10 protein-coding genes are annotated in these 12,568 nt (G+C 71.4%); 7 read left to right on the top strand and 3 right to left on the bottom strand.

What is annotated here, in order from left to right; translation table 11 throughout:
• The first annotated feature begins 67 nt into the window (after positions 1-67).
• Positions 68-913 (top strand): helix-turn-helix transcriptional regulator, encoded by an 846-nt coding sequence (locus tag IH45_RS0102340; protein ID WP_030660396.1) that lies wholly within the window; start codon positions 68-70, stop codon positions 911-913.
• A gap of 52 nt (positions 914-965) precedes the next feature.
• Here the strand turns inward: IH45_RS0102340 and IH45_RS0102335 are convergent, their stop codons facing one another.
• Entirely contained in the window at positions 966-1,787 is an 822-nt protein-coding gene (locus IH45_RS0102335) for a methyltransferase domain-containing protein (protein WP_030660394.1), read from the bottom strand.
• Positions 1,788-2,058: 271 nt separating this feature from the next.
• Here IH45_RS0102335 and mshA point away from each other — a divergent pair, with 271 nt between their 5' ends.
• Both mshA and IH45_RS0102325 read left to right on the top strand, forming a co-directional pair.
• Positions 2,059-3,462: a D-inositol-3-phosphate glycosyltransferase gene (mshA, locus tag IH45_RS0102330; protein WP_030660392.1), complete on the top strand. Its 1,404-nt coding sequence runs from the start codon at positions 2,059-2,061 to the stop codon at positions 3,460-3,462.
• Positions 3,455-3,952: a type III secretion system chaperone family protein gene (locus tag IH45_RS0102325; RefSeq protein WP_030660389.1), complete on the top strand. Its 498-nt coding sequence runs from the start codon at positions 3,455-3,457 to the stop codon at positions 3,950-3,952. The genes mshA and IH45_RS0102325 overlap by 8 nt, the downstream gene beginning before the upstream one ends.
• Before the next feature lie 93 nt (positions 3,953-4,045).
• On the opposite strand, the gene IH45_RS1000000150565 is transcribed toward IH45_RS0102325, so the two are convergent.
• Positions 4,046-5,308 (bottom strand): alpha/beta hydrolase family protein, encoded by a 1,263-nt coding sequence (locus tag IH45_RS1000000150565; RefSeq protein WP_267885120.1) that lies wholly within the window; start codon positions 5,306-5,308, stop codon positions 4,046-4,048.
• Positions 5,309-5,600: 292 nt separating this feature from the next.
• Between IH45_RS1000000150565 and IH45_RS0102315 the strand changes: the two genes are divergently transcribed.
• A complete protein-coding gene (locus tag IH45_RS0102315) occupies positions 5,601-6,362 on the top strand; it encodes a phosphoglyceromutase (protein WP_030660384.1) in 762 nt (253 codons plus the stop codon).
• 327 nt (positions 6,363-6,689) lie between these two features.
• Complete coding sequence (asnB, locus tag IH45_RS0102310) at positions 6,690-8,537, top strand: asparagine synthase (glutamine-hydrolyzing) (protein WP_030660380.1); 1,848 nt, start codon at positions 6,690-6,692, stop codon at positions 8,535-8,537.
• A gap of 1,051 nt (positions 8,538-9,588) precedes the next feature.
• On the opposite strand, the gene phoU is transcribed toward asnB, so the two are convergent.
• Positions 9,589-10,266 (bottom strand): phosphate signaling complex protein PhoU, encoded by a 678-nt coding sequence (gene phoU, locus IH45_RS0102305; RefSeq protein ID WP_003981264.1) that lies wholly within the window; start codon positions 10,264-10,266, stop codon positions 9,589-9,591.
• Between the two features lie 236 nt (positions 10,267-10,502).
• Between phoU and IH45_RS0102300 the strand changes: the two genes are divergently transcribed.
• Positions 10,503-11,777 carry a two-component system sensor histidine kinase PhoR gene (locus IH45_RS0102300; RefSeq protein ID WP_030660376.1) on the top strand — a complete coding sequence of 425 codons (1,275 nt, stop codon included), beginning with the start codon at positions 10,503-10,505 and terminating at the stop codon, positions 11,775-11,777.
• A complete protein-coding gene (locus IH45_RS0102295; protein WP_003981262.1) occupies positions 11,774-12,454 on the top strand; it encodes a two-component system response regulator PhoP in 681 nt (226 codons plus the stop codon). Before IH45_RS0102300 ends, IH45_RS0102295 begins: the two co-directional genes overlap by 4 nt.
• The last annotated feature ends 114 nt before the right edge of the window (positions 12,455-12,568 follow it).

Genomic DNA, 12,568 nt, shown 5'->3' with positions numbered 1-12,568 from the left:
ACCACCCTGATGGACGGCGGCCGGCGCCGGGCCCTCCCGCGCGCCGTCCGCGCCGCATACTGGTGCGATGGGCGTGCAGACGGAACCCGAGATCAGAGCGTTTCTCAAGGCGCGCCGCGCCGCGCTGGACCCGGCCGAACTCGGCCTGCCGGGCGGCGTCACCCGGCGCCGCGTGCGCGGCCTGCGGCGCGAGGAGGTCGCGCAGCTGGCCGGCATCAGCGTCGACTACTACACGCGCATCGAACAGGGCCGCGCCAACGCCATCTCGGAACCGGTGCTGGACGCCATCGAACGCGCCCTGCGGCTGAGCGACGCCGAGGCCCGCTACCTGCGCAACGTCGCCGGACCACGGCGCGCCGCCCCGGCCCCGGCGCCGCAGCGGCGCGTACGGCCCGAGATCCGGCACCTGCTGGACGCCCTCGACGAGACCGTCCCCGCGTACATCCAGGGCCCCGGCATGGACATCCTCGCCTGGAACCGCCTCGCCGCCCGCCTCGCCTTCGACTACGACGCGATCGAGCCCGCACGGCGCAACTCCGCCCTCCTGATCTTCCTCGATCCGTCCGCCCGCGCCCTCCACCCGGACTGGGAGGCGATCGCGGAGAGCATCGTCGGCAACCTGCGCGCCGAGGCCGGCCGCAGCCCGGAGAGCCCCCGGCTGTGCGCTGTCATCTGCGAACTCCTCGACCACAGCGCGGACTTCCGGCGCCTGTGGGAGGCCCAGTCCGTACAGGAACGGTGCAGCGGCACCAAGCGCGTGCGGCACCCCGAGGCGGGTGAACTCGTCCTCTTCTACGAGAGCTTCCGGCTGCCCCAGGACACCGAGCAGGCACTGTGTACGTATACGGCGCCGCGCGATTCCCCGACGGACCGGAAGCTGCGGGAGCTGGCCCGGGGTGCGCGGGTGGGCTGAGTTCCCGCCCGTCGTCCTACGGCGAGTTCCCGCCCCGCCGCCCCGCGGCCCGTCACACGGGCGCCAGCGCCTCCCACCGGACGGTGACCTCCCCCTGCCGCCACCGCCGCGGCCCGTCGGCCAGGGGCCATGCCGTACTCAGGGCGAGCACGCTGCGCATCCACCGCTGCCGCGCGCCCAGTGACGCGTACGGGGCGGCTGCCGCCCACGCCCGGTCGAAGTCGCGCAGGAACGCGTGCACGGGCTGGCCCGGTACGTTGCGGTGGATCAGTGCCTTCGGCAGGCGTTCCGCCAGGTCGGACGGGGTTTCCAGGGCGCTGAGCCGGGCCGCGAAGGTGACCGTGCGCGGCCCCTCGGGGCCCAGCGCCACCCACACGTGCCGCCGCCCGATCTCGTCGCAGGTGCCCTCCACCAGGAGCCCGTCCGGCGCCAGCCGCGCACACAGCCGCTCCCAGACGGCGGCGACCTCGTCCTCGGCGTACTGGCGCAGCACGTTCGCCGCCCGGATCAGCACCGGCGGGCGCCGCCCCGGCAGCGGCACCTCGAAGCCGCCGTGCGCGAAGACCAGCCCCGGGCACGCGTACGGCGCCGCCGCGGCGACCCGTTCCGGGTCGATCTCGATGCCGACCACCTGCGCGTCCGCCCGTACGGTACGCAGCCGTGCCAGCAGCTCCACGGCCGTCCACGGCGCGGCGCCGTAGCCGAGGTCCACGGCGACCGGGGCGGGACCGCGGCGCAGCGCGGCGGCGTGCGTGGCGGCGATCCAGCGGTCCATGCGGCGCAGCCGGTTCGGATTGGTGGTTCCGCGGGTCGCGTTCCCGAGGGGGCGGGAGGGCGGGGGAGAGGCGGGAGACGCGGACGTGCTGCGGACCATGCTCCGACTTTATGCGTACGGCAGGCACGCCCGTCCCGGCAGGCCGCTGCCGCGGGCGTCCGGTTCCGCCGCCCAGGGACTCGGGGCCACGCACTGAAGGACTCAAGGCTCAAGGGATCAAGGGCTCAAGGCTCAGGGACTCAAGGTCACGCTTTGGCAAAGTGGCGGGAGAGCGGGCTCACAGGGAAATGGATGCGCCATTTCTGTTGTTACGGGCTTCGGAGGCGCCGCACGCCCCGGCCAGGCCGTACCGGCTAGGAGGTAGCCCGCAGTGAGCCAATACGTGTCCAGGCTCCGCAGCCGTCCCCACGGTCCGTTCCCGGGGCGTTCCGGACTGCGGCTGCCCGGAACGGCGCGCCGCCCCCGCCGGGTCGCCATGCTGAGCGTGCACACCTCCCCGCTGCACCAGCCGGGCACCGGCGACGCCGGCGGCATGAACGTCTACATCGTCGAGCTGGCCAGGAAGCTCGCCTCCCTCAACATCGAGGTGGAGATCTTCACCCGCGCCACGACCGGCACGCTGCCGCCCGCCGTCGAGCTGGCCCCCGGCGTCCTCGTACGGCACGTGGACGCCGGCCCGTACGAGGGCCTGGCCAAGGAGGAGCTGCCCGCCCAGCTCTGCGCCTTCACCCACGGCGTGATGCAGGCGTGGGCGGGCCACCGCCCCGGCTACTACGACCTGGTGCACTCCCACTACTGGCTCTCCGGTCACGTCGGCTGGCTCGCGGCGGAGCGCTGGGGCGTCCCGCTCGTCCACGCCATGCACACCATGGCCAAGGTCAAGAACGCCGCGCTGGCCGCGGGCGACACCCCCGAACCCGCCGCGCGCGTCATCGGCGAGACGCAGATCGTGCGCGCCGCCGACCGGCTGATCGCCAACACGGACGAGGAAGCCGGGGAGCTGATGCGCCATTACGAGGCCGAGCGGGGCAAGGTCGCGGTGGTGCACCCGGGGGTGAACCTGGACCGCTTCCGGCCCGCGGCCGAGGGCACCCCCGACGGCGACCCCTCCGCCACCTCCGACACCTCCGCCTCCCGGGCCGCCGCCCGCGCCCGCCTCGGCCTGCCGCAGGACGCCCTGATCCCGCTCTTCGCCGGCCGCATCCAGCCGCTCAAGGCCCCCGACATCCTGCTGCGCGCCGTCGCCGTCCTCCTGGACGAGGACCCGTCGCTGCGGTCGCGCCTGGTCGTCCCGGTGGTCGGCGGCCCCAGCGGCAGCGGCCTGGCCAAGCCCGAGGGCCTGCAGAAGCTGGCCGCCCGCCTCGGCATAGCCGACGTCGTACGCTTCCGCCCGCCGGTCGGGCAGGAACAGCTCGCCGACTGGTACCGCGCCGCGTCCGTCCTGGTCATGCCGTCCTACAGCGAATCGTTCGGCCTGGTCGCGATCGAGGCCCAGGCGTGCGGCACACCGGTCGTCGCGGCCGCCGTCGGCGGTCTGCCGGTGGCCGTACGCGACGGCGTCAGCGGCTTCCTGATATCCGGCCACGACCCGGCCGACTACGCCCGCGCCCTGGGCCGCTTCGCCCGCGACACCTCCCTGGCCGGCCGGATGGGCGCGGCCGCCGCCCGGCACGCCCGGGCCTTCGGCTGGGACACCGCCGCCGCCGCGACCGCGGAGGTGTACACCGCCGCGATGCAGGAGCGACGCCGTCACCTACGATCTCCCCATGGCTGACGACGCGGCACGACAGGTGATCGAGGCGGCTCTCGACGACGCCGGCCTGACGTGGGAGTCGCCCACCGACGGCACGTACGTGGTGACCCTGCCCGGCACCCGCAAGCTCTCCACGACCTGCTCCCTGATCCTCGGTAAGCACTCCCTCTCCATCAACGCCTTCGTCGTCCGCCACCCGGACGAGAACCACGAGACCGTGCACCGCTGGCTCCTGGAGCGCAACACCCGCCTGTACGGCGTCAGTTACGCGATCGACAAGCTCGGCGACATCTACCTCGTCGGCAAACTCCCGCTCGCGGCCGTCACCCCCGACGAACTCGACCGCATCCTCGGCACGGTCCTGGAGAACGCCGACGGCAGCTTCAACACCCTCCTGGAGATGGGTTTCGCCTCCGCCATCCGCAAGGAGTACGAGTGGCGGGTGGCACGGGGGGAGTCGACGCGGAACCTGGAGGCGTTCAGCCATCTGACCCAGGGGTCGTCGGGCTGACGGCCGCCCTTTCGGGGCGCGTCGGCGCACCGACCCCGCGTATGGACATCCCGACTTGTACGGACATCACCGTACGGGGGCACCGTACGGACATCACCATACGAACCGAACCTCCGGGAACCGAGCCGACGGCCCGTCCAGCAACCCGCCCTGCTGCCTCCCCCGCAGCCACCGGTCGAAGAACGCCGTCACGTACGCCCGCTGCACGGCCACCGAACGGTCCGGCGCGACCGTACCCACCAGCTTCTCGACGGTCTTCCGCGACAGCCCGCCCTCCCCGGCCAACTGCGGAACCAGCGACTGCGCGTCCGTGAAGCTCGCATGCGCGGCACCGGTCAGCGTGAGGTCCCGGTGCCACCCCGAACTGTGCTCCCACACCGCCTTCCAGGACGCGACCGTGTGGTGGTCGTCGCCCTCCATGCCCATCAGGAGCAGCGGGCGGTCCAGCCCGTCGGTACCGACCGTGGACGGGTTGGCGGGATCGTCGTCGCGCCGGGTGTAACCCATCACGCCGTCCATGTTCACCGCCGCCTTGATCCGGAGGTCGTCGTGCATGGCCTGCGCCGCCGTGAACCCGCCGCCGGACTGCCCGAACATCCCCACCGCCCGAAGGTCCAGCACGCCCCGCAGCGAGCGCGGCAGTGCAGCCGGCCGGGCCAGTTCGTCCAGAACGAAGCGGGTGTCGGCCACCCGTACCGCCGTCAGTTTCTTCAACAGCGCGACGACCTGCTCGGGCCGCTGCGCCTTCCCCGCCTCCTCCGGCAGACGGGTATGTGCCACCCGCCCATCCGGAAACTGCACCCCTGGTGCCTCGTACGTGTGGTCGATGCTGACGACGACGTACCCGTGGGAGGCCAGCTCGTCGGCGAGCGTGCTGCCCAGCGCGCGCGGATCCGCCGCACCGGGCGAGTAGAGCACCACCGGGAACCCCCGCCCGGCATGCCGCGCGACCGGCGCGTCCAGGTGTGCGTGCGTACGGGTGGCGCCCCAGTCGGCCAGGCCCTTCGCGATGTCCTCCGAAAAGTTGCTCCAGTCGTCGAACGCCGCCGCCTCACCCGGCAGCATGTGAGGAGCGAGCGGATGCCCGTCGGCCGCACGGGCCGGGTGGCGGACACTCACCATCAACTCCCGGTACGGCCGTGAGGCCACCCAGGGGTCGCGCCGGGTGCCGTCCACCAAGTGGAGGTGGGTCACGCCCACTTGGTGGGGGCCGGTCGGTGCGGGAAGTGTCATACGGACCGGCTTCGCGCTCCGTGGGCCGGCCTTCGGCGCGCTCCGTGGCCCGGCCTTCGCTGCGCTTCCGGAGGCCGGCGAAGCGAGAGCGAGAGCCGCTACGGCGGCCGCCCCTGTGATCATGCAGTCACGGCGAGTGAAGGTCGTCATTCCGATTCTCCCCCGTTTCGGTGTGGTGTTCCGTCCGGGCCGTCCGCCGCCCCCGGCCGTCCGATGGCGGCTCTGCGACCCCACGGCCAGCCTCCCGGACCCGCACGCGCGGCGCGATCGTGCCAGCACCCGTATCGGCGCCCGTGCCCCCACGTACCGGCGTCCGTGTCCCCACGAAGATCAACCTCTCGCCCCGTGCGGGTCCCCCTCCCCTGACCGTGGGCCGCGGCGATCCCGTGGCCGGAAGTGGATTACGCTCGAAGGCATGGCCGACGCACCGTACAAGCTGATCCTCCTTCGCCACGGCGAGAGCGAGTGGAACGCGAAGAACCTGTTCACCGGCTGGGTGGACGTCAATCTCAACGAGAAGGGCGAGAAGGAGGCGGTCCGCGGCGGTGAGCTGCTCAAGGACGCCGGCCTGCTCCCCGACGTCGTGCACACCTCCGTCCAGAAGCGCGCCATCCGCACCGCGCAGCTGGCCCTGGAGGCCGCCGACCGCCACTGGATCCCGGTCCACCGCAGCTGGCGCCTGAACGAGCGCCACTACGGCGCGCTCCAGGGCAAGGACAAGGCGCAGACCCTGGCCGAGTTCGGCGAGGAGCAGTTCATGCTCTGGCGCCGCTCGTACGACACCCCGCCGCCGGCCCTCGCCGACGACGCGGAGTTCTCCCAGATCGACGACCCGCGCTACGCGATCATCCCCAGCGAGCTGCGCCCGCGCACCGAGTGCCTCAAGGACGTCGTCGTCCGCATGCTGCCGTACTGGTACGACAGCATCGTCCCCGACCTGGCCACCGGCCGCACGGTCCTGGTCGCCGCCCACGGCAACTCGCTCCGCGCCCTGGTCAAGCACCTCGACGGCATCTCCGACGCGGACATCGCCGGCCTGAACATCCCCACCGGCATCCCGCTCTCCTACGAGCTGGACGCCGACTTCCACCCGGTCAACCCGGGCGGCACCTACCTCGACCCGGAGGCCGCCAAGGCCGCCATCGAGGCCGTGAAGAACCAGGGCAAGAAGAAGTAAGCATCGCGATCACGCCCCTCACCTGCGCGTTTGGTGCAGATGAGGGGCGTGTTTCTTTTTGGCCCGCTGTTGGGTCCGGCGAAGATCAGGCGCTTCGTCACGGGCCGGCCGCTTGCTCGCGTGCGAAGACACATCTGCCGCGAACCCCGACACCTCCGCCCGCAGGCCCTCAACCCGCCGCATGTCCACCCGCCTGACACGCTCCGGCAACCTTGCCCGGGCAGACCTCACGGAGTCCTGTTAAACATTTGAAAAAAACACTAATGAATCCGCGCGACGATCCCGCCTGTGGGCAATCCAGCCTATGACGACGACGGGAGTGCCGAGATGTGTGGAATCTCAGGCTGGCTCGCGTTCGACCACGACCTGACCAAAGAGCAGGCGACGGTGGACGCGATGACCGGGACCATGGCCTACCGGGGCCCCGACGCCAGTGGCACCTGGGTGGACCGGCACGTGGCACTCGGCCACCGCCGACTGGCGGTGATCGACATCGAGGGCGGCACGCAGCCGATGCGGGTCGACACCCCGCACGGCCCGGTGGTCATCACCTACAGCGGTGAGGTGTACAACTTCACGGAACTGCGTGAGGAGCTGCGCAGCCTCGGCCACCGCTTCGGGACGGCCAGCGACACCGAGGTCGTGCTGCGCGGATACCTGCAGTGGGGCGAGGCACTGGCCGACCGGCTCAACGGCATGTACGCCTTCGCGGTCTGGGACTCCCGGCACGAGAAGCTGGTCATGATCCGCGACCGGATGGGCATCAAGCCCTTCTATTTCCACCCCACCGCCGACGGCGTGCTCTTCGGCTCGGAGCCCAAGACCATCCTGGCCCACCCCATGTTCAAGCGGGTGATCGACGCCGAAGGCCTCTTCGAGCTGCTGAGCGTGTCCAAGACGCCGGGCCACGCGATCTGGTCCAACATGCGCGAGGTGCGGCCGGGCAGCCTCGTGGTGGTCGACCGCGCCGGTCTGCGCGAGCGGACGTACTGGAAGCTGGCCACCCAGGAGCACACCGACGACCGGGACACCACGGTCGCCAAGATCCGTGAGCTGCTCGACGACATCGTGCGGCGCCAGCTCGTCGCGGACGTGCCGCAGTGCGTGCTGCTCTCCGGCGGACTGGACTCCAGCTCGATCACGGCGCTGGCCGCGCGGGAACTGGCCGCTCGCGGCGAGAAGGTGCGCAGCTTCTCCGTCGACTTCGTCGGGCTGGCCGACAACTTCCGGCCCGACAGCATGCGGGCCACCCCGGACTCGCCGTTCGTGCACGATGTGGCCGACCATGTCGGCTCGCTGCACGAGGACATCGTGCTGCCCCACACCGCGCTCACCGATCTTGACGCGCGCAGGGCGGTCCTGGCCGCGAAGGACTTCCCCAACGGCCTCGCCGACGTGGACGTATCGCTGTACAAGCTGTTCAAGGCCATCCGCGAGCACTCCACGGTCGCGCTCTCCGGTGAGACGGCGGACGAGCTGTTCGGGGGATACCCCTGGTTCCGGGACCCGGTGGCGCAGCGCGCCCAGATCTTCCCGTGGATGGTCCCCGTACTGTCCGCGTGGTCCAAGGCGAACGCGTTGGAGGTGCTCAACCCGGACCTGATGGCCACGAGCGACCTGGCGACGTACCTCAAGGACCGCTACAGCGGGGCGGTTGCTGACGTCGAGACGCTGCCCGGGGAGGACGAACAGGAACGGCGCATGCGTGTCATGAGCCACATGCACCTCACCCGGTTCCTCCAGGTGCTGCTCGACCGCAAGGACCGGATCAGCATGGCGGTCGGCCTGGAGGTCCGGGTGCCGTACTGCGACCACCGGCTGGTCGAGTACGTCTACAACACCCCGTGGTCGATGAAGAGCTTCGACGGCAGGGAGAAGAGCCTGCTGCGCGCAGCCGCCGGCGATCTGCTTCCGCGATCGGTGGTGGAGCGGTTGAAGAGCCCCTACCCCTCCACCCAGGACCCGGGCTACGCGAGCGGGCTGCAGCAGATGGGCAGGCAGCTGCTCTCCGAGCCGGACCACCCGGTCTTCCAGATCGTCACCCGGGCATCGATCGACAAAATGGTGAAGCTGGACCCGGCGAAAATGCCGGACGCCGTGCGGGAGCAGCTCGACCGGATGATCGACATCGCGACCTGGCTGGACATGTACCAGCCGGAGATCCGCATGTCCTGAGTGCCTGAACAGCCGGCGCCAGAGGCCCGGGCCGGGCCCGCTCCAGCCCCTCCGAGGACGCCCGGCGACAACAGGCAACGACGGCCAACGACCGCCCGACCGCAGGTCAGGCGAGGTGCGCGCCCCTCTGGCCAGGGGGCGGGAAACGGCCCCGCCGGACCCGGGGCAAGAAGAAGTGAGCCCATGCGTTCGGAGCCCCCGCCTGCGGGTTTTCAGGCGGGGGTTCGTTGGCGTGGTGGGTGTGGGGGCTCGGGGCGTCTGGCATCGGGTGGGTGGCTTGCTGGAGGCGGCGGGCGCTGCGTGCGGGGACGGACGCGGCTTGGGCAGGCGCTCAGATCGGCCTTCCACGTGCGTCACGGCGGCGCGGGACCGCGTCCTGCCCCAGCCCGTAGGAGCCGAGCAGCCGCCATGGGCCGTCGGCGACGAGCTTGGGCCAGCCCGCCGATGATCGTGATGACTGCGACGATGATCGGAGCCGCTTCCGTCAACTGCACGGCAACTCCTGGTGCGGAAGGTTCGGGGCCCTTCAGATGCCCGCCGCCGCGCCTCTGCACACCATGGCGCCGGGTGTTTCCCGCCCGGCCCGCCCGGCCCGCCCGGCCTGAAGGAATCTCCGTAGAAGCCCTCGATGAAACAGGGACGGCGACCTCTGTCCGCTCGGCCGTTCCCTGCGCAGCAGGACGGCCCCGCTCGCCACACCGCCGAGCGGGGCCCGCCTCTCCCGCCACGATCGCCCCCGAACGCCCGCCGGAACGTTCAGGCGTGACCGTGGCAGGTCGGAAGCCGGCCGCAGGGGCGGCCGGATATCAGCCGCACCCGCCCCCACACTGGCAAGGCCCGCCGGACTGGCAGCCGCAGGAGCAGCTGGGGCCGCAGCCGCAGTTGGACAGTTGGGGTTCGGGGGTGGAGGAGCGCGCCATGGTTTGCCTCCTTGGGAAGAGGGGCATTGATTGTCGTCCGCTTCCATTGGAGGCCCGCCCGCCGAGGCGCATCAACGGCGCGCGGTGGCACGGCGCGCCGTTGAACGGCTTCCGGACGGGGACGGGCGCCGTTACGCGCCCTCCACCGGTGCCGGTGCGGCGATCTCGTCCGCGTGCTCGCCGGTGACCAGGTAGACGACGCGCTTGGCGACCGACACCGCGTGGTCGGCGAAGCGCTCGTAGTAGCGGCCCAGCAGCGTCACATCCACGGCCGTCTCGATGCCGTGCTTCCAGCGGTCGTCCATCAGGTGCTGGAACAGGGTGCGGTGGAGGAGGTCCATCGCGTCGTCGTCCTGCTCCAGCTGGAGTGCCAGGTCGACGTCCTTGGTGATGATGACCTCGCCGGCCTTGGCCATCAGGCGCTGGGCGAGCTGGCCCATCTCCAGGATCGTGGCGTGCAGGTCCCGCGGTACGGCCCGCTCCGGGAACCGCAGCCGGGCGAGCTTGGCCACGTGCTGGGCCAGGTCGCCGGAGCGTTCCAGGTCGGCGCTCATCCGCAGGGAGGTGACGACTATCCGCAGGTCGGTGGCGACCGGCTGCTGGCGTGCCAGCAGGGCTATCGCGCGGGCCTCCAGGTCCCGCTGGAGATCGTCCACCTTCTCGTCGGCGGCGATGACGGCCTCGGCCAGCTTCAGGTCCGCGTCGAGTATCGCCGTGGTGGCGCGCCCGATCGCGGAGCCGACGAGCCTGGCCATCTCGACGAGGCCCTCGCCGATCGAATCCAGCTCCTCGTGGTACGCGTCCCGCATCAGTGACCTTCTCTCGGTTCGGGTGGTGACGTGTCGCTCGGGATGGTGATGTGCCGCCCGGAGTGGTGACGCGGGGGGCTGAAACCCCCACGCTCCCACGTTCCGGCCGGAACGCGACCGGTTCTGCCACCCGGAGTGAACCGGCGCCGACACCAAGGTGAACTCTGGGCGACGTATGTTCGAGCAGGCCCTCGAACGGCTGGGGAAGTGTCACAGCCGCCGCATAACCTGGAGTCATGAACGTGGACGCGGCCGTCGCCGCAGTGGCAGCGATCGCCGGTTTGTGCACCGGCGTCTTCGCCATGCTGGCGTTCCGCTGGAGCGAGCGGGATCAGGCCAAGCCCACCCGGACCTCCCTGCACACCGACGCGGTGCTGCCGCCCGGTGTGGACACGGTCCTGTCCGTGCTGCGCTCCTCGGCCGTCGTCCTGGACGAGGCCGACGCCGTCGTCAAGGCCAGCTCCGCCGCGTACGCCCTCGGGCTCGTACGCGGCGGCAAGCTGGCCGTCGAGCCGATGCTCCAGATGGCCCGCGAAACCCGCCGCGACGGCGAGATACGCCAGATCGAGCTGGACCTGCCGCGCCGGGGCACCGGCCGGGGCGGCGACGCCCTGGCGGTCTCCGCCCGGGTCGCGCCCCTCGGCTCGCGGCTGGTGCTGCTCCTGGTCGAGGACCTGACCGAGGCCCGGCGCATAGAAGCGGTACGCCGCGACTTCGTCGCCAACGTCAGCCATGAGCTAAAGACCCCGGTCGGCGCGCTGTCGCTGCTGTCCGAGGCCGTCATGGACGCGAGCGACGACCCGGAGGCGGTCGAGCGCTTCGCGGGCCGGATGCAGAACGAGGCCACCCGCCTGACCAACCTCGTCCAGGAACTGATCGACCTCTCCCGGGTGCAGAACGACGACCCGCTGGAGGACGCCGAGCCGGTGCGCGTGGACGAGCTGGTCGCCGAGGCGATCGACCGCTGCCGCCAGCAGGCCGGCACGAAGCAGATCACCATGGCCGCCGCCGGCACCGCCGACCTGCACGTCTGGGGCAACCGCGGCCAGCTCGCCGCCGCCCTCGGCAACCTCGTCGAGAACGCCGTCAACTACTCGCCGGCCCGTACCCGGGTCGGTATCGCGGGCCGCCGTGTCCAGGCACATGGCGGTGACCTGATCGAGATCGCGGTGACTGACCAGGGCATCGGGATATCGGAGAAGGACCGGGACCGCATCTTCGAGCGGTTCTACCGCGTGGACCCGGCGCGCTCGCGCGCCACCGGCGGGACCGGCCTCGGCCTCGCCATCGTCAAACACGTGGCCGCCTCGCACGGCGGGGAGGTCACCGTCTGGAGCGCTGAGGGACAGGGCTCCACCTTCACCCTGCGTCTCCCGGAGGCCGGTGCCGTACGCGACCGTGCGCGTACCGCCTCCGACCCGTCGGCGGAAGGCCTCGACGAAGAGGACCGCCCGTACGAGACCTTCAACGATCCGCTCCCTGCTCACCCTGCCCCGGAGGTCCTTCCGTGACCCGAGTGCTCGTCGTCGAGGACGAGGAATCGTTCAGTGACGCCCTGTCGTACATGCTCCGCAAGGAGGGCTTCGAGGTCGCCGTCGCGGCCACCGGCCCCGACGGCCTGGACGAGTTCGAGCGCAACGGCGCCGACCTGGTCCTGCTGGACCTGATGCTGCCGGGCCTGCCCGGCACCGAGGTCTGCCGTCAGCTGCGCGGCCGCTCCAACGTCCCGGTCATCATGGTGACCGCGAAGGACAGCGAGATCGACAAGGTGGTCGGTCTGGAGATAGGAGCCGACGACTACGTCACCAAGCCCTTCTCCACCCGGGAGCTGGTCGCCCGGATCCGCGCGGTGCTGCGCCGCCGCGGCGAGCCGGAGGAGGTCACGCCGCAGGCCCTGGAGGCCGGGCCGGTACGGATGGACGTGGACCGCCACGTCGTCACGGTCTCCGGCGGCAAGGTGGACCTGCCCCTGAAGGAGTTCGACCTGCTGGAGATGCTGCTGCGCAACGCGGGCCGGGTGCTGACCCGTATGCAGCTGATCGACCGCGTCTGGGGCGCCGACTACGTGGGCGACACCAAGACGCTGGACGTCCACGTGAAGCGCCTGCGGGCCAAGATCGAGCCGGACCCGGGCGCGCCGCGGTACCTGGTCACGGTCCGCGGGCTGGGGTACAAGTTCGAGCCGTAAAAGCAGGGAAGGCCGTAAGAGGCCCTACGCGAGCGCCGCGCGCCCCGGAATCCCCGGGACCGCACGGCGCTCGCGGTCGTTCTGCGGGTACGCGCGGTTGCCCGGCGCGTACCC

Origin of the sequence: Streptomyces rimosus subsp. rimosus, assembly GCF_000720725.1 — a bacterium.
In the GTDB taxonomy this organism is placed as follows: domain Bacteria; phylum Actinomycetota; class Actinomycetes; order Streptomycetales; family Streptomycetaceae; genus Streptomyces; species Streptomyces rimosus_A.
The sequence above is the reverse complement of the archived record's forward strand: the minus strand, read 5'-3'. Positions and strand labels throughout refer to the sequence as shown.

Bases quoted from the DNA above. Each gene is read 5' to 3' on its own strand.
- IH45_RS0102325 (WP_030660389.1), top strand. From the start codon at position 3,455: ATGGCTGACGACGCGGCACGACAGGTGATCGAGGCGGCTCTCGACGAC.
- phoU (WP_003981264.1), bottom strand. From the start codon at position 10,266: ATGCGGGACGCGTACCACGAGGAGCTGGATTCGATCGGCGAGGGCCTC.
- IH45_RS1000000150565 (WP_267885120.1), bottom strand. From the start codon at position 5,308: ATGATCACAGGGGCGGCCGCCGTAGCGGCTCTCGCTCTCGCTTCGCCG.
- IH45_RS0102315 (WP_030660384.1), top strand. From the start codon at position 5,601: ATGGCCGACGCACCGTACAAGCTGATCCTCCTTCGCCACGGCGAGAGC.
- IH45_RS0102300 (WP_030660376.1), top strand. From the start codon at position 10,503: ATGAACGTGGACGCGGCCGTCGCCGCAGTGGCAGCGATCGCCGGTTTG.
- asnB (WP_030660380.1), top strand. From the start codon at position 6,690: ATGTGTGGAATCTCAGGCTGGCTCGCGTTCGACCACGACCTGACCAAA.
- IH45_RS0102340 (WP_030660396.1), top strand. From the start codon at position 68: ATGGGCGTGCAGACGGAACCCGAGATCAGAGCGTTTCTCAAGGCGCGC.
- IH45_RS0102335 (WP_030660394.1), bottom strand. From the start codon at position 1,787: ATGGTCCGCAGCACGTCCGCGTCTCCCGCCTCTCCCCCGCCCTCCCGC.